We start from the raw sequence: 20411 nt of genomic DNA, 5'->3' as shown, positions 1-20411 counted from the left end.
CGGGAACCCTCCGGGCCCACCGGCACCTCCGGTCGCTCCGGGCGTCCCAGGCGATCCGGACGCTCCTGCCACACCGCCCGCCGTCTCCACCGACACTTCCGCTCCGCCCCGACTCCGGTCGCCGCCAACTTCACCGTACTGAGAGGGAATTGTGCCGTACGTGGCGGACGTGCGGAGCCGGACGCCCGGCCGTACGGGCGGTGACGCGTGTACGGCGGGTTGACGCGGGCCCCGGAAGCCCGCCCCGGCCGGCGCCGGTCAGCCCAGCAGGTCCGGTTCGCTGCGCGTGATCTGCTGGTACAGCGGCTGGTAGTTGATCCACGCGACCAGGTCGTTGCCCAGCTGCTCGCGCGTGTGCACGGCGCTCTCGTGGTCGATCAGCACGGGCTTGCCGGCCGCCCGCGCGGTCAGCTGCACCTGGCAGGAACGTTCCATCGTGATGAACCACCAAGCCGCCGCGTCCACCGAGTCGCCGACCGTCAACAGGCCGTGATTACGCAGGATCACGGCCTTGTGCGGCCCGAGCGCCGTCGCGATCCGCCGCCCCTCCTCCTCGTCCACCACGACGCCCGTGTAGCTATCGAAGAGGGCATGATCCTCGTAAAACGCACAGACGTCCTGCGTGATCGGATCCAGCAGCTCCCCGAGGGTGGAGAGGGCCCGCCCGTACACCGAGTGGCTGTGCGCCGCGGCGACGACGTCCGGACGCGCCTGGTGGACCTGCGAATGGATCGCGAAAGCCGCCTGGTTGACGTGGTAGCGCCCCTCCACGACCTTCCCCTCGTGATTCACCAGGATGAGATCGCCGACCGTGATGTGCTTGAACGACATGCCGAACGGATTCACCCAGAAGCAGTCGGCGAACTCCGGGTCGCGGGCGGTGATGTGGCCCGCGACGCCCTCCTCGAACCCGAACCGGCCGAAGAGCCGCAGCGCCGCGGCGAGCCGTTCCTTGCGGTACCGCCGCTCCTCCTCGACGGTGGCGTGCTGCGGCGGCATGGCGAAGTGCAGCCGGTCGGTGGGCACCGGCGCGGGCGGCGGAACGGACGGCGTCTGCTCGGACATGGCGGCTTCCTCCTTGCGCGGACGTGCGCGGACGTGCGCGAATCGCTCCTAGCGGAAGCTACCTGCCGGTAGCGGAGGTGGCCAGGGGCCTGACGCGGTCCCCCGGCCGGAATTCGTTTCTTCCCGCAGGCACGAATCAGTACCGTGCTGCCATGGCCGCCACCACCGGTACCCCCCTGAGCTACGACCGCTACTGCGCCGAAATCGTCCACCAGACCGACCTGTTGAGGTCCGCCGTCAAAGACGCGGACCCCGCCGCCACCGTGCCGACCTGCCCCGGCTGGAACCTGGGGCAACTGATCCGGCACGTCAACGGCGCCCACCGCTGGGTCGACACGATCGTACGGACCCGGGCAACCGAACCCGTCTCCGACGAACTGGTCAACGACACCCCCCGCCTTACCGGCGAAAACCCCGCCGAACTGGACGCCCGCCTCGCCGAGGGCGCCGCCCGCCTCTCGGAAACCCTGCGGACCGCCGGACCCGACACGCCGGTATGGACCGTGGCCCCCGGCGGCACGCCGGTGTTCTGGGCCCGCCGGATGACCCACGAAACGGCGCTCCACCGGGCCGACGCCGTACTCGCGGCCGGCGGGACGTACACCCTCGACGAGGACGTCGCCCGCGACGCCCTCGACGAGTGGATGGGCTTCCACGAGGTCGAAGAGATCGCCGAGGACCAGCCCGGCGCGCCCGCCCTCCTCGGCCCCGGGCGCACCCTCCACTTCCACGCCACCGACGCGCCGGCGGAGTGGTTCGTCGACCTCACCGGGGACGCGCCCGTCTGGCGCCACGCCCACGAGAAGGCCGCGGTCGCCGTCCGCGGCACGCTTACCGACCTGGTGCTCTTCCTCTACGGCCGCCCCGCGGTCGCCGGAGGCATCGAAACCCTCGGCGACCGGCAACTGCTCGACATCTGGCTGGAGCGGACCCGCTTCTGGCTCCAGTGACACCGCCATACGGATTACGTCGTGAGAGCGTCACGGGTACACGTCAATGCTCACAGGGTGTCGATCGCGGTCAGGTCGATGTCGATGTCGAAGGGAGCGCCGAGCTTCACCTGCTCCCGGAAGGTGTCGACGGGACAGTAGATCCGTGTCTCCAGGTCCAGCTCGAAAGCGTGCACCACCGGGTGTTCGTCGGCCCCCGCCATCTCGAAGCGCCAGAAATGCGGGATGCCCGCGTTGGCGTATTTGTGGGGCTTGGTGTCGCGGTCCCTGGTCTCGGACTCGGGGGAGACGACTTCTACGGCGAGCAGCACATCCCGCACCCGGTAGTACGACTGAGCCCGGCCGCGCGCCGCCGCGGCCCGCACGACCGTGATGTCCGGCTCGGGCGCGTTCCGCTCGTCGATCACCACGGTCATCTGACGCCGCACCCTCGCGTCGGGCGGCGCGGTGCTGCGCAGCCCGTTGACCAGGAGGTCGGTCATGACGCTGTGGAAGTACCGCTGCGGCCCGTCGGACGACAGCCACCCGTCGATCAGCTCCACATGCGCGGGGATGTCCGGCGGCGACAGCAGGTCGTGCACGGTGTAGCCGTCCGGCGGCGGTGCCGTCGGGTGCTGTGGCGCGCCGAGGGTCATCGGCGCGGGTTGATCGTGGTGAGGTCGATGTCGAGGCCGAACGGCTCGGCTAGTTTGAGGCGGTTGTGGTGGATCCCGGTGGGGACGTAGGCCCTGGTGGCGGGGTCGAGTTCGTAGACGTACACCACAGGGAAACCCTCGCTTCCTTCCTCCACCCGCCAGAAGTGCCGGATGCCGTGGGCGGCGTACTTGCGGGGTTTCGCGTCCCGGTCACGTTCGACGGAGTCTCGCGAGACGACCTCCACCGCCAGGATGACGTCCTCCGGCCGCTTGAGGTAGGTCTGTCGCGGGCCGACATCGGCGCCGAGTGGGACCACCAGTACATCGGGCTCCGGGCGGTTCCGCTCGTCCAGTTTCACGCTGAATTCACGCAAGACGTCAAGGCCGTCCGGCGCCTGGGCCACCAGAGACCACTCCAGGAGTCGCATGGCACGCAAATGGAAGAGGGTTTGCGGACTCACGAAGACGAGGCTCCCGTCGATCAGCTCAGTGTGCCTGGGCAGATGAGGGAGCTGGTCAAGGGCGTCCGCAGTCCAGCCTCCGGGCGGCGGAACGGGGTAGGTGCACTGCGCGTACCGCTCGTAGTTCCAGTCCTGCTCGTCTTCGGATGCGGCACTCATCATGCTTGCTCCCATGCGACGGAGTCTCGCGCGTACGGCCAGCGTACCCACCGGGAACGCCGCAGCCGCCGCTCAAACTGATGAGCGACGGCTGCGGCGTTGACCTGGGTGGGGGCCCGCTAGGGGGTCACTCCCACTCGATGGTGCCCGGGGGCTTGCTGGTGACGTCGAGGACGACGCGGTTGACGTCGGCGACCTCGTTGGTGATGCGGGTGGAGATGCGGGCCAGGACGTCGTACGGCATGCGGGTCCAGTCCGCGGTCATCGCGTCCTCGGAGGAGACCGGGCGCAGCACGATCGGGTGGCCGTAGGAGCGGCCGTCGCCCTGGACGCCGACGGAGCGGACGTCGGCGAGGAGGACCACCGGGCACTGCCAGATCTCGCGGTCCAGGCCGGCCGCGGTCAGTTCCTCGCGGGCGATGGCGTCGGCCTCGCGCAGGAGGTCGAGGCGGTCCTTGGTGACCTCGCCGACGATGCGGATGCCGAGGCCGGGGCCGGGGAAGGGCTGGCGCTGGACGATCTCGTCCGGCAGGCCCAGTTCGGCGCCGACCGCGCGGACCTCGTCCTTGAAGAGCTGGCGGAGCGGCTCGACGAGCTCGAACTCCAGGTCCTCGGGGAGGCCGCCGACGTTGTGGTGGGACTTGATGTTCGCGGTGCCGGTGCCGCCGCCGGATTCCACGATGTCCGGGTAGAGCGTGCCCTGGACCAGGAACTTCACGGGCTCGCCGGCCGCGCCGGACTCGGCGACGATCTCCGCCTGGGCCTGCTCGAAGACCCGGATGAACTCCCGGCCGATGATCTTGCGCTTCTCCTCCGGGTCGGAGACGCCGGCCAGCGCGTCCAGGAAGCGCTCGGCGGCGTCGACGACCTTGAGCTGGACGCCGGTGGCGGCCACGAAGTCCTTCTCGACCTGCTCGGTCTCGCCCTTGCGCATCAGGCCGTGGTCGACGTACACGCAGGTCAGCTGGTCGCCGATGGCCTTCTGGACGAGGGCGGCGGCGACCGCGGAGTCCACGCCGCCGGACAGGCCGCAGATCGCCCGCGCGCTGCCGACCTGCTCGCGGATGGCCGCGACCTGCTCGTCGACGACGTTGGTGGTGGTCCACACCGGCTCGATGCCCGCTCCCCGGTAGAGGAAGTGTTCCAGGACCTGCTGGCCGTGCGTGGAGTGCATCACCTCGGGGTGGTACTGCACGCCGTACAGCTTCTTCTCGTCGTTCTCGAAGGCAGCGACCGGCACCATGTCCGTGGACGCGGTGACGGTGAAGCCCTCGGGCGCGGCGGAGCAGGCGTCGCCGTGCGACATCCACACGGGCTGCTCGGCCGGGGTGCCCTCGAAGAGGGTGGAGGCGTTCTTGGAGACGTGCAGGTCGGTACGGCCGTACTCGCGGGCGCCGGTGTTGTCGACCGTGCCGCCGAGGGTGGTGGCCATGAGCTGGAAGCCGTAGCACATGCCGAAGACCGGGACGCCGGCCTCGAACAGGGAGCGGTCCAGGCTGGGCGCGTCCTCGGCGTAGACCGACGACGGGCCGCCGGAGAGGATGATCGCCTTGGGGTTCTTGGCGAGCATCTCGGCCACCGGCATGGTGGACGGGACGATCTCGCTGTAGACCCGGGCTTCGCGTACGCGGCGGGCGATGAGCTGGGCGTACTGCGCGCCGAAGTCGACTACCAGGACGACGTCGGGGGCGGCAGCAGGTGACGCTGATGGCACTTCGGCGGCCTTCCGGCGGTGGTGGTGCAGGGGTTGGACTTTCGATTCTAACGGGCTCATACTGAGCGCCATGTACAAGCAGCTGACCTTCGTCTTTACCTATGGCACCGGCCCGTCCGGCTGCCATGGTCGTGCTGCTTGATCAACTGACGAGCGACTTCCCAGGCGCCCCGGGCCGGTACAGGCCCGGGGCGCTCGGTTTTTCTGCGGGTGGCGGCGGGCCGCAGGCGGTGCGGACGGCGACTGCGGGGTCATGATCCGTAGGAGTGACGGACATGAGCGGTATCCAGGCGGTCACGGACCCGGCGGTGGTTCCTGTGGCCAAGGCCACGGCGAAGCCGGAGACGGGCGCGCGTACCGAGGCGGCGGCCGGTGTGATCACGAACGCCCGCGGGCGGATCGACGATCTCGACGGCCGGATCATCGGCCTCGTACAGGAACGCATGGCGGTGTCGGCCGTCATCCAGCGCGAGCGCATCGGCTCCGGCGGGCGCCGGGTGAACCTCTCACGCGAGATGGAGATCCTGGAGCACTACAGGAGCCAGCTCGGCCGGCCCGGCACCGCGCTCGCGATGACGCTGCTGGAGCTGTGCAGGGGCCGGATCTGAGCCGCGGGCGGTACGCGCCCGTGTCACCCGTACGGCGCCGTGACCGGCCGCCGCCGGGCTTCGTTGTTCCGGATGCCACGCCAGCCAGGTGCGGTTCGCAGGACTACGCGTAGACGCCGCCCCGTGGGCGGACCCGCCGCAGTGATGAGACGCCGGCCGAGTTGAAGCGGTCCGCGTCGTGGGACCTCGCTGTGGCGCCGTGACCGGTCAGCAGGGGACAGCAGCCCGGTCACATCCGATGGGGCGGTCGGTCCCGGGGACGCCTGGGACCGACCGCATCCGGTCGGAGCGTCGGAGATACCGCGCCGGACGCGGTGCGTCCGGCGCCGGGGCACCCACGGCCCCCGACAACTTGAGAGCCAGCGGCGCTCCCCCCGGCGCCGCCCCTCGGTGCCGCCGCTGCCCTGACGCCGGCGCCGAACGCCAAGGGCCCCGTGACCGTCCGCGTTCCCGCGCGGACGGCGTCCCGGGGCCCTTAAGGCGTTTCCCCGGCGTCAAGGCGTTTCCCCGTCGTCAGGGCGTTTCCCCTGCGTCAACGTTTCCCCGACGTTCTGTGACGGGAGTCACTGCGGTGGCCCGTGCCGGGTCGCGCAACCTTTTCCGGATACGGCCGGTCAGTATCTGCAATCGCCGGCCCTACCGCGCCCCACCGCGACGGCCCTCACGAACTCGTGCCGCGGCAGCGGCACTTCGTCCCCGAGAGGTCTTCACGATGAAGCTCCGCCGTGCCCTGGCCGCCGTCACCGCGACGGCCGCCCTCGCCCCCGCCGCCCTGCTGGCGGCGCCCGCCGCGTACGCCGCCGAGCCGCCCGGCGCCCCGGCCGCCACACCCACCGCGACGCCGACCCCCAGCCCTTCGCAGACCGCGACCACCCCGGCGCCCGGCCGGAGCAGCCCGGCGCCGCAGACCGGGGAAACCTCCGGCACGGCGACTCCCGGGCCGACGGCGTCGTCCGCGGCTCCGGGCCCCGGCAAGCAGGCCGGGAAGGCCGAGCCGACACCCACGCTGCCCCAGACGCCCTCCGAGAGCCCGGTGTGCGAGGACTTCTCCGGCGAGCGGGCGATCAAGACCGAGCTGCTCGGCCTGCCCACCAAGATCGTGGCGGGGTCCGGCTGGGTGGGTTTCACCTTCCGGGCCACCAATGTCTCCGGCAAGCACGTCAGATCCGTCGACGCGTTCGCGCAGGCGTACGCGCTGGACAACAAGACCACCGACGACGTCTCCGGGCACCTGGCCTTCGAATGGTTCGACGCGCGGGCGGGTGTGTGGAAGCGGGTTGCCGGCCCCGAGGAAGGTGACGGGTACTTCGCCCAGATCGCCGGTGCAGACGGCCTGCGCCCCGGGGAGTACGCGGACGCCAAGCTGCGCATCAAGGCCGACGCCAAGACGCCCGCCAGCTACGGCGGCGCGGTCAGCGTCGGCTGGTATCTGAACGCCGACCTGGAATGCGGCTACTCGGACGCCTCCGACTACTCCTTCGACATCCTGCCCGCCGGCAGCAGCAAGCCCGGCCACGTGCCGGACGCCCAGGGCAAGCCCGGCAAACGCCCGAACCGGCCGTCGCCGCAGGGCGGTTCGAAGCAGCAGGCGCAGCTGCCGGTCACCGGGAAGCTCGCCGAGACCGGCGCGTCCTCCGCGCTGCCGGCCGTCGCGCTGTCCGGCGCGGCGGCGGTCGCGCTCGGTGCGGGCGCGGTGTTCGTCGTACGGCGCCGCAAGGGGTCCGGCGTCTCCTGAGCACGGCAGGGGTGCGGGCCGTACCCGCCCGGAGCGGTGCGGCCCGTACCCCTCGCGTCAGCTTTCCGCCGGGGTCGCGGCTCCGGTCTTCCGCGGGACGGCCGGTACGGGCAGCAGCGGCAGCCGCAGGGCGGCGAACGCGTCGTCGGGGACGGCCGGGGAGCGCGGCGCCACCGCAGCCATGCGGTGGTACGGGCGGCCCGGCGCGGGGCGCGCGTCGCCCTCGCCCTTGTTGGGCCAGAACGCCATCGCCCGTTCCGCTTGCGCGGTAATGGTCAGCGACGGGTTGACGCCGAGGTTGGCGGAGACCGCCGAGCCGTCGACCACCGAGATGCCGGGGTGCCCGTAGAGCCGGTGGTACGGGTCGATCACGCCGTGGTCGGCGTCCTCGCCGATCGGGCAGCCGCCCAGGAAGTGCGCGGTCAGCGGGGTGCCCATCAGCTCGCCGACGTTGCTGCCCGCGAAGCCGTTGATCTCCTGGGCGATCAGGGTGGCGGCCCTGGTCGCCTCGGGTATCTGCTGGGGGTTGGGCGCGCCGTGGCCCTGGCGCGCGGTGAGCAGGCCCTTTCCGAGGCCGCCCGGTTTGCGGTACGTCGTCAGGGAGTTGTCCAGGGTCTGCATGACCAGCCCGATGATGGTCCGCTCCGACCAGCGGCGGTTGGACAGCGAGCGCAGGAGCAGCAGCGGGTGGCGGACGCAGTTGGCCGCCCAGGCGAGGGCGCGGGGCGCGCGGGTGGCGACCGGGACCTGGAGGATGGACAGGCTGCCCATCGCGTTGGACCCCTTGCCGTAGCGGACCGGCTCGATGTGGGTGCTGTCGTTCGGGTGGATGGACGAGGTGATCGCGACGCCGCGGGTGAAGTCGGCCTTCGGCGCGCCGTGCGCCTTGCGGTAGCGGCGGTCGTCGGTCTGCGCGCCGACCAGCGCCTCGGAGTTGGTGCGGGTCAGCTCGCCCAGCCTGGCAGAGACGCGGGGCAGCAGGCCGCTGTCCTTCATGCGGTGCAGGAGCGTCTGGGTGCCGTACGTGCCGGCGGCGACGACCACCCGCCGGGCCGTGAAGGTACGGCCCTTGCCCTTGCGCTTGTCGTCGGTGGGCAGCGTGCCGACGGCGAAGCCGCCGCGCGAGTCCTCGGTGAGGGTGACCACGGAGGTCAGCGGGTGGATGACGGCGCCGGCCCGCTCCGCGAGGTAGAGGTAGTTCTCGTTGAGGGTGTTCTTGGCGCCGTGCCGGCAGCCGGTCATGCACTCGCCGCATTCGGTGCAGGCGCTGCGGGCCGGGCCGGCGCCGCCGAAGTACGGGTCCGGTACCTCGGTGCCGGGCGCGGCCTTCGCCGTGCCGTCGGTGTCCTTGCCGTCGCCGAAGAAGACGCCGACCGGCGCCAGGTGGAACGTGTCGCCGACGCCCATCTTCTCCGCGGCGGCCTTGAGGTGGACGTCCGAGGGGGTCATGGTCGGGTTGAGCCGTACGCCGAGCATGCGCTGCGCCTGCCCGTAGTACGGCCGCAGCTCGTCCTGCCAGTCGGTGATGTGCCCCCACTGCCGGTCCTCGAAGAACTGCTTCGGCGGTACGTAGAGGGTGTTGGCGTAGTTGAGGGAGCCGCCGCCGACCCCGGCGCCCGCGAGGACCATGACGTTGCCGAGCAGGTGGACGCGCTGGATGCCGTAGCAGCCGAGGGCGGGCGCCCACAGGTAGTTCTTGATGTCCCAGGAGTTCTTGGGCAGGGTCGCGCGGGTGAAGCGGCGACCGGCCTCCAGGACGCCGACGCGGTAGCCCTTCTCGGTCAGGCGGAGCGCGGAGACGGAGCCGCCGAAGCCCGAGCCGATGACGAGCACGTCGTAGTCGTACCCGTCCTCGGGGGTGGCGCGCTGTTTTCGGGCAGGGTGGTCCTGGGGCACTGGCACTCCCTTGTTCTCGGGCGGGCTCGCGGGCCCGTGTCTCGGCGGTGGCGTCCCGGCGGTGGCGGCTCGGCGGAGGCGGCTCAGCGGAGGCGGAACGCCTTCATCGCGCGCAGGCTGCGGTTCATGAACGCCGCGTACTTCTCGTCGTCCATGCCGAACGCCGGGGCGAGCGGCATGAGGCGCTGGTGGGCGACGGTCTGCGCCTCGGTGTACTTGAGGATGCCCTCGGAGCCGTGGCGGCGGCCGAGCCCGGAGTCGCCCATGCCGCCCATCGGGGACTGGACGCTGCCGTAGCCGGCGGCGTACGCCTCGTTGACGTTGACCGTGCCGGTGCGCAGGCGCGCCGCGACGGCGCGGCCGCGGCGGCCGTCCTTGGTCCAGACGCTGGAGTTCAGGCCGTACGGGGTGGCGTTGGCGCGGGCGACCGCCTCGTCCTCGTCGCGGAAGCGGTAGACCGCGACGACCGGCCCGAAGGTCTCCTCCTCGCACACGGCCATCGGGGACTCGACGCCGTCGAGGATGGTCGGCTCGTAGAACAGCGGGCCGATGTCGGGGCGGGCGCGGCCGCCGGCGACCAGCTTGGCTCCCTTGGCGACGGCCTCTTCCACGTGCCGGGTGACGATCTCCAACTGCCGTTCGCCGACGAGCGATCCCATGTCGGCGCCGTAGGCGAGGACGCTGCCGAGCCGCATCGCCTTCGTGCGGGCGGCGAACCGCTCCACGAAGGCGTCGGCCACGGACTCGTGGACGTACAGCCGCTCGATGGAGACGCACAGCTGGCCCGCGGAGGAGAAGCACCCGCGCACCGCGCCCGCCGCGGCCTTGTCCACATCGGCGTCGTGCAGCACCAGCATGGCGTTCTTGCCGCCGAGTTCGAGGGAGACGCCGACCAGGCGGGCGGCGGCGCCCTGGGCGACCTCGCGGCCGGTGCGGGTGGAGCCGGTGAAGGAGACGTAGTCGGCGTGCTTGACGACCTCGGGGCCGACGACCGGGCCTTCGCCGAGGACGATCTGCCAGACCTCCGGCGGCAGTCCGGCCTCGATGAGCTGTTCGCGGGCCCACAGGGCGGTCAGCGCGGTCTCGGTGTCGGGCTTCATGACGACGGCATTGCCTGCGGCGAAGGCGGGCAGCGCGTCGCCGACGGACAGTTCGAAGGGGTAGTTCCAGGGCGCTATCTGCCCCACGACGCCGCGCGGCTGGCGCAGTTCGGTGACCTTGGTGAGGGTCGGCACGACGCCGGTGTGGCTCCGGGGCCGCAGGTACGCCGGCGCCTTGCGGCCGTAGTGGCGGGCCGCGACGGCGACGGCCTGGATCTCCTCGTGGGCGTGCAGCCGGGCCTTGCCGGTCTCCAGCTGTATCAGGTCCAGCACCTCGGCCTGGCGGCGCAGCACGAGGTCGTGGAAGCGCAGCAGGACGGCGGCGCGCTGCCGGACGGGCACGTCGGCCCAGGCGCGCTGGGCGGCGCGGGCGCGTTCGAAGGCGGTGGCGACGTCCTCGGGGGTGGACTCGGGCAGGTCCGCCAGCTTCTCGCCGGTGAACGGCGTGTGATTGGCGGTACGGCCGCTGCCGGTCACGCCGCGGGCGAGGCGGGCGGCCAGGTGCGGGGTGACCACGTCGGCCGCGGTACGGGTACCGGCGGCGGCGCGGACGACGGGGTTGCCGCCGGCGGGCGCGTCCTGCGTGGCGGTGGCGGAGGGGCTTGTTCCGGTGTCCTGCGAGTCCGTCATGCGGGCGAGCGTATGACGCGTCGGACGCTTTGGGTACCCACCGGTAACGAGTTTTCACGCGGTGGGCACAAACGCGCCAGTATTCACTGGCCACAAGGCCGCTGTTCTGGGATCTTGCGACTGCCCGGCACTCCGGCGACCCCCGTCGGGCGGCGTCCGGGGCTTCCCGGGCGCGGGCCGGGGTCAGCCGCCCTGGCCGGGTCGCACCACCTGGAAAGTACGCAGGGCCACGGTGAAGTGCCGTTTCGCCTGAGCACGTTCACCGAGCGGCGCCGAGACCCACACGTCGTACATCTTCCCGCTCTCCTCCCAGCTGAGTTCGTAGGTGTGGCGCGCGCCGCCGTCCCCGGGACCGCCGTCCCAGGTGAACTCCCACAGCGCCGCCGGCAGGCCGTGGTGCGTCGCCTTCATGACCGTGCCGTCGCGGTAGCCGGGGTAGTCGTCCGGGCCCTTCGCGTCGGCCTCGCGCAGCGTGCCCAGCGGCCCGGCCGGGACCTGCTTCTGTACGTGGACGCCGAGCCGGTAGCGCTTGCCCGCGGAGTAGTAGTAGACGCGCGGTTTCTCGTACGAGCGGGAGAAGCCGTTCGGTACGGCGAGGACGAAGCCCAAAGGGTCGCGCACCATGAGGTAGCCGGGCGGGGCGGTGGCGCTCTTGCCCCCGCCGCCGGACCCGCTCGGATGCTCCTGCGACCGCGTGGCGCCGGGGCCGCCGCCCTTGCCGTCCGCACCACCGTCGTCGAGAACCAGCGCCGCGATCCCCAGGCCCGCACCGGCCAGCACACACACGGCCAGGCCCGCGAGGAACGCGATGCGCGCGCGGCCGGTGTGCGGGCGGGCTGCGGCGGCCAGCGCGCGGTCCGCCAGGGCGTCCGGTATCGGAACACCGTGCGGACGGCCGGTGGCGGCGGGTGCGTGCGGCGGCCGCTCGGGGGCGGCGGACGGCCCCGGCGGCGTACCGTGCGGAGTCCCGGGGACGCGGCCCGACTGGAGGTAGCCGCGCAGCAGCCGCTCGGCCCCGGTGATGTCCAGCCGCCGGTCCGGGTCCCGCTCCAGCAGGCCCCGGACGACCGCAAGGAGGGGGCGGGCCGGCTCCGGCAGCTCGATCTCCTCGTGCACGACCGCGTTCATGACGCCGCCCAGCGAGTCGCGCCGGAACGGCGACTCGCCGCTGAGCGCCGCGCACAGCAGCGCGCCGACCGACCACAGGTCCGCCGCCGGGCCCGCGTCGCGGCCGGACATCCGCTCGGGCGCGGTGTACTCGGGCGAGCCGACGAAGCCGCCGGTCTCGGTCAGCGTCGGGCCGCCGGGAACCTGGGCGACGCCGAAGTCGGTGAGCACGACACGGCCGGTGCCCGCCTCCAGCAGGACGTTCTCGGGCTTGATGTCGCGGTGCAGCACACCGCGGGCGTGGGCCGCCCGCAGCGCGCCGAGCAGCGCGATCCCGATCCGGGCCGCCTCTCGGGGCGCGACCGGCCCGCCGCCGGCCAGCCGGTCGGCGAGGGAGCCGCCGTCGACCAGTTCCATGACGATCCAAGGGCGTTCGTCCTGTTCGACGACGTCGTGGAGGACGATCACGTTCGGGTGCCTGATCCGGGCGACGGCCCTGGCCTCGCGCATCGTCCGCTCGCGCCGGTCCGCCGCCTCGGGCCCGGACGGGCCGGCGGGCACGCCCGGCCGGTCGGGCCCGTTCGGTCCGTTCGGTCCGTTCGGTCCGTTCGGTCCGTCGTCCAAGTGCAGTTTCTTCACGGCGACCTGACGACCCAGCAACTCGTCGGTGGCGCGCCAGACCGTCCCCATACCGCCGCGTCCGAGCCGCTCTCCCAGGCGATAGCGGCCGGCCAGCAGCCGGCCCTCGCCCCCGAAGCTCCCCATGGGGTCATCTTGCCCCACCGGCCACCGAACCGACCTCGGCAGACGGGGGACGGGCGGGGCCGGGAGACAGGTGCCGGCGTGCCACGCGATTGCCCGGCGCGGCCCGGGGCAGAGGGTGTAGTGCCCGGAGACGGGCGGTGCGCCGGTCACCCGGTGTACGGCAGTGCCCCACGACACACGGAAGGGAACCTCCGCCGCCTCCGCCGCCGTCCTTGAAACAGTGAGGCGGCAGTAAGAACTGGGCACACGACACAGGGCAGTCGGCCGTATGCGGGCCGAAGCGGGCGAACACGGCACGGCGCGGCGGATCGGGGGTCGGACATGGTGATGCAGGACGGCGGTGTGGTGGACGTCCGGCCCGGCCCCGGCCCCGGACGGGCGGCGGCCGAGCACGACCGGGCCTACCGCACGGCGGGCGCGGCCCTCGGCCTCTACGGCGCCGTGCTGACCGCCTGGACGGTGTACGGCATCGTGCAGGGCGACGGCAGCGTCTGGGACTTCTTCGAAGGGCTGTTCAACCCGCGCGCCTCCTTCTTCATGTGGACGCTCGGGCCCGGCGAATGGGCCCTGGTCGTCGCGCTGCTGGCGGTCGCGGGCTGCGCGCTCGCCCGGCGGCGCGTGGCACGTACGGGCGCGCTGCTGCTCGGCTGGGTGATCCTGGCTCAGTCTGCGCGCGAGATCGTCGGCCTGTGCCACGCCGGCTACCGGCGGCTGTACGCCGTGGAGCACCTCGGCGGCCTGGTGCTGGCGACGCGCGCCCTGGGGCTGGTGGCGGCCCTGGTCGTGGTGGTTTCGCTGCTGCCCGCCGCCGAACGGGCGGACGCCCCGGGGGCCGACTCCTGGTGGCGGCGCAGGCTCTCCCGTATCTGCGGAGTGCTCTTCCTGGCCCTGGGCGCGGTGCGGCTCGCCTGGACGGCCTGGGGCATGGCCCAGGACCGCCTCGACGTGGGCCCCTATCTGCACCGCGCGGTGGACGCCTCCCGCAACGCGTCCGTCCAGCTCTCCAACTCCACCGAGTTCACCACCCTGTCGTCGGTGATCGTCCTGGCGGTGCTGGGCGTTCTCGCCGTACGCGGCCGCCGGGACGTGCGCGGCGCGCTCCTGGTGTTCGCCGCCGTGGAGCTGTACCTGACCGTGCGCACGGTGGTGCTGCTGACCGTCACCGGCTTCTTCGGGGGCCCGTTCGTGACCGGCGAGAGCGTGGTCTCGCTGGTCACGACGGCGTACGAACTGGCCGCCACGACCTCGGTGGTGGTCCTGGCGACCGGCCGTTCGTTCAGTGCGTACGGTGCTCCAGGGCCGCAGCGGAGCGGCCCGTATGGCGGTGGAAACCCTCGATCATGGCCTGACGGCCGGGCAGGTTGAACTCCCGGCCCAGGGTCCGCATGATCGAGTCCTGGGTGGGCCGGTAGAGGCCGCGCGGAAAGTAGCCGCCGCCCTCGTACGCGCCGACCTTGCCGCCGTCCGGCGACTCCTTGCCGAGGTCCCGGTACCACTTCGCCTTCTTGGCCTTCAGCTGCGCGGCGGTCATCTTGGTGATGTTGGGCGCGCCCGGCTCGGGGCCGCTGTACGTGCCGTTGGTGTCGTACACGTACTCGTCGGCCAGCTTCCCGAGGGAGTGCCCCGTCTCATGCACCGCCACCTGCGCGGAGTCGGGGTGGTCGGAGGAGGCGGTCGCGATGCCGTCGTACCCGACGGGCGAGGTGATGTCGTTGTAGCCGGCGCCGCCGTACTTGGCGGAATTGCCCAGGACGATCACCAGGTCGGCGTCCGGGGCCTTGGCGGCGTACGACTCGACCTTGGCGGTGTCCACGCACAGCAGGCGCTCGATGTCGTCGCACCAGAAGCGGGAGTCCAGCGCGGTGTCCTTGACCACGTTCTTGGCCGGGTCGCCGGAGACGCCGGACTGCTTGGAGACGGCGTCCACCGTCCAGACGTTGAACAGGGCGCGGTTCGCGGCGTACGGCTCGACGGCGGAGATCTGCGCCCACTTCGCCTTCGCGTCGGCGTGGAAGTCCTTCTGCTGGGCGAGCGTGTAGCCGTCGCCGATGAAGACGACGTCGACCTTCTGCGCGGTGGGGCCCTTGCGGACGAGCGAGGTCACCTCGCCGTCGGCGGCCAGTTCGGCGGCGGACCGCGCCCGGTGGGCGCTCGCCAGGCTCTTGGGCGTGGCGGCCGGGACGGTGGTGTGGCGGGGGTGGCCTTGCGGGCCGGTGAAGTACTCGACCTGCTGGGTGCGGGAGGCCGAAGGCGGCGGGGCGGCGGGGGAGGCCGAGGCCGTGGGCGCGGTGACGGCCAGGCCGCCGACGAGCGCGAGGCCGGCCGCGGCGGCGGCCACGCGGATCGCCGTACGGCTGCGGGCGCCGGACCGCTGTCGTATTCGGGCCCGTATGGAAGTGCCGGGCGGTGTGGGGGTACGCCGGGGTCTGTGCACGAGGCTGCCTTCCGAAGCGATGCCGAGCCGTGCCCCGGGAAGGGGCCGTGCTCCGAGGGGGTGGCCCGCGCGACGCCCAACTGGCGGGCGTGCGGCGGATCGCGGACAACCTAGAGGCGGCAGTGACGGGAGACAACGGGTGGGACAGAAGTTGTCCGGAGGTGAGCGGACGGGGGCGCGAGTCGGCCTGGATGCGGGCCTGCGGTCCGGGGTCGCGACGGGCCCGGATGCGGGCCCGCGGAGCTACCGGCGACGGCCGCCGCGTGTGGGGGTCGCGGCGGCCGTCACTGTGAGCTGCACCGCGTGGTCGGCTGGTGGCCTGCTCGGTGGTGCAGCATGAGAGGCACTCTGCCCGCGGGCGCCGCTGCTCGGCATCCTCCGCAGGTCGTGCCTCGACCCCCGCCGACCGGCGGGGGTCGGCCGCGACGCGCGGCGGGCAGGTCCGGGACGGCGCGATGCAGAGAGGGGCGGCCGGTGATCCGTGTCGCGGTGGTGGACGACGAGCGGCTGGTCAGATCCGGTCTGCGGATGATCCTGGGCACCGCCCCGGACATCGAGACGGTCGCGGACTGCGGCGGCGCCGAGGCCGTGGACACGGTGCTGGGCAGCGCGGCGGACGTCGTCCTGCTCGACATACGGATGCCCGACGTGGACGGGCTGACCGTGCTGCGCGGGCTGCGCACCGCCGCGGCGCCGCCCGCCGTCGCCATGCTGACGACGTTCGACGCGCAGGAGTACCTGACGGAGGCGCTGCGCGAGGGCGCGGCCGGGTTCCTGCTCAAGGACTCGGACCCCGGGCAACTGGTGGGGGCGGTACGCACGCTGGCCGCGGGCGGCAGCGTGCTGGACCCGGGCGTCACCCGGGCCGTGATCGGCGGCTTCCTGACCGCCGAGGACCAGGCCGCGGCGGCCCGCGCCGTACAGGCGCTGACACCCCGGGAGTCCGAGGTGCTGGCCCTGCTGGGCGAGGGCCTGGGCAATGCCGGGATCGCGGCGCGGATGGGGCTGGCGCCGAGCACGGTCAAGGATCACGTGCGGGCGCTGCTGGGGAAGCTGGGCGGGCTCAACCGTGTGCAGGCGGCGATCCTCGCGGACCGGGCGGGCCTGGTCTCGGGCGGGCCCCGGTGAGCGCGCGCGGCGGCATACGGACGGCCGTGGCCCTCGTCGTGCCGGTGCTCCTGTCCATGGTGGACGCCTTCCTCGTCAACGGCCTCGACCTCGGCCTGGAGTTGGCCGTCTCCCTGGTCGCCGCCGCCGCGCTGCTGCTGCGGCGCCGGCTGCCGCTCGCCGTCTTCCTGGTCACGCTCCCCGGCCTGTACATCGGCTACATCTGGTTCGCGCCGATGATCGGCCTCTACACCCTCGCCGCGCTCCGGCGCGGGCGCGTCCGGCTGGGCGCCTGCGCGGGCCTGCTGATCGCCGCGCACTTCTTCCCGTATCCGCTCTCCGACCTGGACCCCGCCGCGTACCGCGACAACGCGCAGGTGCTGATCGACGCTGCGGTGACCTCGGCCGCGCCGATCGCGCTGGGACTGCTGGTGCGCACCCGCCGCGAACTCGCCGCCCGGGTCGACGACCTGACCCGCAGCCTGCGCCGCGAGGACCGGCTGATCGCGGACCGGGTCCTGGCGACCGAGCGGGCGCGGCTGGCCCGCGAGATGCACGACGTGGTCGCCCACCAGGTCAGCCTGATCAGCCTGCAGGCCGGGGCGGTGCAGGTCAGCGCGGAGGAGGAGGCGGCGCGGGAGTCGGCCCGCACGATCCGCGAACTGTCCGTGCGGACCCTGGAGGAGCTGCGGCACATGGTCGGCATCCTGCGGGCGGCCGGCGGCGGCACGGCGGACGCCGGGGAGCTGGCGCCGCAGCCTGACCTGGCCGAGCTGCCGCGGCTGATCGAGATGAGCGCGCTGGACGTCACTTACGAGGACGAGGTGCCGGCCGGTGCGTGCGGGGCGAAGGCGGTGGAGCGGGCGGCGTTCAGGACGGTGCAGGAGGCGCTGACGAACGTACGCAAGCACGCGCCGGGGGCGCGGGTCCGGGTGCGGGTCGCGGCGGTGGGTGCGGCGGGCGGCGCCGCGGCGGAGGAGCCGCTCGGGTTGCGGGTGGAGGTGCGCAACGGGCCGCCGGACGCCTCGGCTCCGGCGCCGGCGCTGCCGGGCGGCGGCCACGGGCTGGTCGGCCTGCGGGAGCGTGCGCAGAGCCTCGGCGGGCTGCTGGAGGCCGGGCACACGGCGGACGGCGGTTTTCTCGTACGGGCCGAATTCCCGCGCGACGGGGGCGACGAACCGGTACGCAGTAGGTCAATCACCCAGAGTGAGGCATAGTTCCGGGCGGCCGTTCTTTTCGGCGGCGCGGGGCGCTCGATTCACGCGGAAAGGGGCGCGGCCGCTTCGTCGACGGCCGTACTGAGGTCCGGGTAGACCTCGAAGAGGCGGCGCACGCCGAGCGCCGCGAGCACCCGGTTGACGTGCGAGCCGTCCACCGCGCCCTGCGCGGGCAGGATGAGCCGCAGCCGGCCCTGGCAGGAGCGCATCAGGCGCCGCGCGGCGATCAGTACGCCGACGCCGCTGGAGTCGCAGAACCGCACCTCGGAGAGGTCGAGCACCAGGCTGCGGCGGCCTTCGGCGACCGCGTCGTGCACATGCTGGCGCACCGCGGGCGACGTGACCAGGTCCATCTCGCCGGAGACCTGCAGTACGGCCCAGCGGCCCTGCTCGCCCTCTGCCACCTTCAACGACACGCGCTCGAAGCCTTTCGCTCGCTTGCGGACCAAACACTCCCCGGAACCAACCGGAATGCGCCCTTCCCGCCTCGACTGCCCGGCCGTTCTCCCCTGAAACTCTTCAGAATTCTTTGCGCAACGGGCCGTTCCCTTCCAAGGCTATGCCCACTTGACGGTGAACTTTCCCCTGGAACCGGTCACACACGGGTAACACATCGGCAGATACATAAGCGAACGCTCTGCTTCGATCGCCGCTCCGCGGGCATTACCACCACAAAGTGACCGTCTCCATACCATCCGTCAGTCTCACGAGAGCGGATTTGCCGCAAAGAGACGTCATTGTCGGACCGGCCGACTACATTCGATGGCACGGTGGAGAGCGGGGCCGCACCGGCGGCACGGCGGCGTCGAGGGATGGGGGCCAGATGGGACATGACGCACCACCGCGCTGGGACAGGCGGATGCAGCAGCGGCTGGCGCGCGGCGAGGCGGCCGCGCTCGGCGAGCTGTACGACCGTTTCGCTTCGCTTGTGCACAGCCTCGCCCGCCGGGTCCTCGACGACGAGTCGGCCGCCGACCGCATCACCCGCGAAGTCTTCGGCTACATATGGGAGAACCCCGACTCCTACGACCCCAAGCAGGGCTCCCTGCGCTCCTGGGTCGCCCAGCTCGCCCACCGCCAGTCCGTGCACCGGCTGCGCCAGTCCGAGGCCGCCTCGGCCAGGGACCGCGGCGCGGACGCCCCCGCGCCCGCCGAGGTGGAGCGCCAGATCCGCGAGGCGTCCACCGCCGCCCGCGCCGACTACATCGTCACGTCCATGCCCGCCCCGCTCCGCGCCGCGCTGGAACTGGCCTACTTCCAGCGCCGCGACTACCGCCAGACCGCCGCCGACCTGGGCGTCACCGAGGACGAGGCCCGGCGCAGGCTGCGCCTGGGCCTCCAGCTGCTGTCCACCGCGCACAACCACCAGGCCCTGCCGCCCGCCGGGCCGCAGGCGTCCCCACCGCACGGCACCGGTTACGGACGGACGCCGTGAACGGCCCGGAGGAGTGGGACCACCACGACCCGGAAGATCCGCTCGGCCCGGACGTCCCGCCGGGCCGGGACACCGGCGGCGCGGACCGCCCCGACGGCCGGCCACGCATCCCGTCGCCGAGGTCCGCCGCCGAGGACGACGGGCCGCTGCCCGACGCACCGCCCGCGGCGCCGCAGTCACCCGCCGACGGCACGGACACGCCGGCGAACGGCACGGACACACCCGCGAACGCCGTCGACACGACAACCGACGGCACCGGCGAGCCCGGGCCCGTGCCCGGCCCGCCGCCGCACCGCGTGCTGAAATCACTGCTCGGCGCCTGGGCTCTGGCCGCCTGCTCCGCCGAGGAGACGGCCGCCGTCGAAGAACACCTCACCGACTGCGCGGCCTGCGCCGACGAGGCGCTGCGCCTGCGCGAGGCCGTCGGCCTGCTGCGCCCCGCCGCCCCGCTCGACCTCGACCCGCTGCTGCGCTCGCGCGTCCTGGAGGGCTGCCTCGGCCGCCGCCCGGCCCGCATCCCCGTACCGGACTGGGCGGCCCCGTACGACGCCGAGGCGGCGAAGCTGGACGCGCTGCTGAGCGACATGGGCGAGGCGGAGTGGCGGGCGCCGGTGCGGCTGCGCTGGTTCGAGGGCGACCGGCCGGCCGAGCGGCGGACGACCGTCGCCGGCGTCCTCGGGCACCTGATGGCCGTGGACGGGCTGGTCGCCACGGCGCTGGGCCTCGGCGACCCGCTGGGGGCCGCGGCGCCGCCCGCGCCGGCCGGGCCCACCGCCCGTACGGAAGCCTGCTGGCAGGCGGTCACCGGCGAGCGCGCCCCGTTCGCCACCCGCTCCCCGTGGCGCGACCAGAGCCACACCCTCATCCGCACGGTGTCCTTCGCCGGCCGCGGCGTCGCCGAACTGGCCGTTCCGTACGGCGACTTCCGGCTGCCGCTGCGCGACTCCTTCCTGGACCGCGCCTTCGAGTGCTGGGTGCACGCGGGCGACATCGCCGACGCCGTGGACTACCCGTACGAGCCGCCCGCCCCCGGGCACCTGGGCCTGCTGGTCGACCTGGCGGCCCGGCTGCTGCCCGGCGTGCTCGCCGCACGGCGCAGGGCCGGGCTGGCGTCGCCGCCGCGGCGCCTGGTCGCGGCGGGCGCCCCCGGCCGGACGCTGCACCTGGAGATCGAGGGCTGCGGCGGCGGCCACTGGTACATAGCCCTGGACTCCCCGGCCGCCCTCGGCACGCCGGACCGCACGGTCGCGCACATCGCACTGGACAGCTTCGAGTTCTGCCAGCTGGCGGCCGGGCACGTCCCGCCCGAGGAGGCGGTCGCCGGGCAGCACGGCGAGCCGGAGGCGATCCGCGAGGTGCTCTTCGCCACGGCGTCGCTGTCGCGCCTGTGAGG

17 protein-coding genes are annotated in these 20411 nt (G+C 73.0%); 8 read left to right on the top strand and 9 right to left on the bottom strand.

Going from position 1 to position 20411, the window contains the following annotated elements:
- Window positions 1-258 precede the first annotated feature (258 nt).
- Entirely contained in the window at window positions 259-1065 is an 807-nt protein-coding gene (locus ACH4OW_RS15470; RefSeq protein WP_398028002.1) for a class II aldolase/adducin family protein, read from the bottom strand.
- Window positions 1066-1217: 152 nt separating this feature from the next.
- On the opposite strand from ACH4OW_RS15470, the gene ACH4OW_RS15465 reads away from it, so the two are divergent.
- The gene (locus tag ACH4OW_RS15465; RefSeq protein WP_398028000.1) at window positions 1218-2015 is read left to right on the top strand and encodes a maleylpyruvate isomerase family mycothiol-dependent enzyme; all 798 of its coding nucleotides are present in this window, start codon (window positions 1218-1220) and stop codon (window positions 2013-2015) included.
- A 50-nt stretch (window positions 2016-2065) separates the two neighbouring features.
- Here ACH4OW_RS15465 and ACH4OW_RS15460 read toward each other — a convergent pair whose 3' ends face one another.
- From ACH4OW_RS15460 to guaA, 3 genes are all read right to left on the bottom strand, one after another.
- Window positions 2066-2650: a Uma2 family endonuclease gene (locus tag ACH4OW_RS15460; RefSeq protein WP_398027998.1), complete on the bottom strand. Its 585-nt coding sequence runs from the start codon at window positions 2648-2650 to the stop codon at window positions 2066-2068.
- Window positions 2647-3270 (bottom strand): Uma2 family endonuclease, encoded by a 624-nt coding sequence (locus ACH4OW_RS15455; protein ID WP_398028224.1) that lies wholly within the window; start codon window positions 3268-3270, stop codon window positions 2647-2649. Before ACH4OW_RS15455 ends, ACH4OW_RS15460 begins: the two co-directional genes overlap by 4 nt.
- 127 nt (window positions 3271-3397) lie before the next feature.
- On the bottom strand, window positions 3398-4984 hold the full coding sequence (guaA, locus tag ACH4OW_RS15450) for a glutamine-hydrolyzing GMP synthase (RefSeq protein WP_360125919.1): 1587 nt from the start codon (window positions 4982-4984) through the stop codon (window positions 3398-3400).
- A 275-nt stretch (window positions 4985-5259) separates the two neighbouring features.
- Between guaA and ACH4OW_RS15445 the strand changes: the two genes are divergently transcribed.
- Window positions 5260-5592: a chorismate mutase gene (locus ACH4OW_RS15445; protein WP_398027996.1), complete on the top strand. Its 333-nt coding sequence runs from the start codon at window positions 5260-5262 to the stop codon at window positions 5590-5592.
- A gap of 712 nt (window positions 5593-6304) precedes the next feature.
- Entirely contained in the window at window positions 6305-7327 is a 1023-nt protein-coding gene (locus ACH4OW_RS15440) for an LAETG motif-containing sortase-dependent surface protein (protein ID WP_398027994.1), read from the top strand.
- Window positions 7328-7384: 57 nt separating this feature from the next.
- Here ACH4OW_RS15440 and ACH4OW_RS15435 read toward each other — a convergent pair whose 3' ends face one another.
- From ACH4OW_RS15435 to ACH4OW_RS15425, 3 genes are all read right to left on the bottom strand, one after another.
- Window positions 7385-9223, bottom strand: a complete 1839-nt coding sequence (locus tag ACH4OW_RS15435) for a GMC family oxidoreductase N-terminal domain-containing protein (protein WP_398027992.1) — start codon at window positions 9221-9223, stop codon at window positions 7385-7387.
- 83 nt (window positions 9224-9306) lie between these two features.
- Entirely contained in the window at window positions 9307-10953 is a 1647-nt protein-coding gene (locus tag ACH4OW_RS15430; RefSeq protein ID WP_398027990.1) for a succinic semialdehyde dehydrogenase, read from the bottom strand.
- 183 nt (window positions 10954-11136) lie between these two features.
- Window positions 11137-12825 carry a serine/threonine-protein kinase gene (locus ACH4OW_RS15425; RefSeq protein ID WP_398027988.1) on the bottom strand — a complete coding sequence of 563 codons (1689 nt, stop codon included), beginning with the start codon at window positions 12823-12825 and terminating at the stop codon, window positions 11137-11139.
- A 321-nt stretch (window positions 12826-13146) separates the two neighbouring features.
- On the opposite strand from ACH4OW_RS15425, the gene ACH4OW_RS15420 reads away from it, so the two are divergent.
- Complete coding sequence (locus ACH4OW_RS15420) at window positions 13147-14190, top strand: hypothetical protein (protein ID WP_360125908.1); 1044 nt, start codon at window positions 13147-13149, stop codon at window positions 14188-14190.
- Here the strand turns inward: ACH4OW_RS15420 and ACH4OW_RS15415 are convergent.
- Window positions 14102-15259, bottom strand: a complete 1158-nt coding sequence (locus ACH4OW_RS15415) for a M64 family metallopeptidase (RefSeq protein WP_398027986.1) — start codon at window positions 15257-15259, stop codon at window positions 14102-14104. The genes ACH4OW_RS15420 and ACH4OW_RS15415 overlap by 89 nt on opposite strands.
- A gap of 474 nt (window positions 15260-15733) precedes the next feature.
- Between ACH4OW_RS15415 and ACH4OW_RS15410 the strand changes: the two genes are divergently transcribed.
- Both ACH4OW_RS15410 and ACH4OW_RS15405 read left to right on the top strand, forming a co-directional pair.
- Window positions 15734-16387 carry a response regulator transcription factor gene (locus ACH4OW_RS15410; protein ID WP_360125904.1) on the top strand — a complete coding sequence of 218 codons (654 nt, stop codon included), beginning with the start codon at window positions 15734-15736 and terminating at the stop codon, window positions 16385-16387.
- A gap of 26 nt (window positions 16388-16413) precedes the next feature.
- On the top strand, window positions 16414-17583 hold the full coding sequence (locus tag ACH4OW_RS15405; protein ID WP_398027983.1) for a sensor histidine kinase: 1170 nt from the start codon (window positions 16414-16416) through the stop codon (window positions 17581-17583).
- A gap of 41 nt (window positions 17584-17624) precedes the next feature.
- Here ACH4OW_RS15405 and ACH4OW_RS15400 read toward each other — a convergent pair whose 3' ends face one another.
- Window positions 17625-17999, bottom strand: coding sequence for an STAS domain-containing protein (locus ACH4OW_RS15400; protein WP_030184807.1), 375 nt, complete (start codon window positions 17997-17999; stop codon window positions 17625-17627).
- A gap of 407 nt (window positions 18000-18406) precedes the next feature.
- On the opposite strand from ACH4OW_RS15400, the gene ACH4OW_RS15395 reads away from it, so the two are divergent.
- Together ACH4OW_RS15395 and ACH4OW_RS15390 are read left to right on the top strand one after the other, a co-directional pair.
- Window positions 18407-19018, top strand: a complete 612-nt coding sequence (locus ACH4OW_RS15395; RefSeq protein WP_360125902.1) for a sigma-70 family RNA polymerase sigma factor — start codon at window positions 18407-18409, stop codon at window positions 19016-19018.
- Window positions 19015-20409, top strand: a complete 1395-nt coding sequence (locus tag ACH4OW_RS15390) for a zf-HC2 domain-containing protein (RefSeq protein ID WP_398027981.1) — start codon at window positions 19015-19017, stop codon at window positions 20407-20409. The genes ACH4OW_RS15395 and ACH4OW_RS15390 overlap by 4 nt, the downstream gene beginning before the upstream one ends.
- Window positions 20410-20411: the final 2 nt, after the last annotated feature.

The sequence above is a fragment of the Streptomyces sp. NPDC017056 genome (assembly GCF_044332485.1).
GTDB lineage: Bacteria > Actinomycetota > Actinomycetes > Streptomycetales > Streptomycetaceae > Streptomyces.
This window is presented reverse-complemented; position numbering and strand designations above follow the sequence as displayed.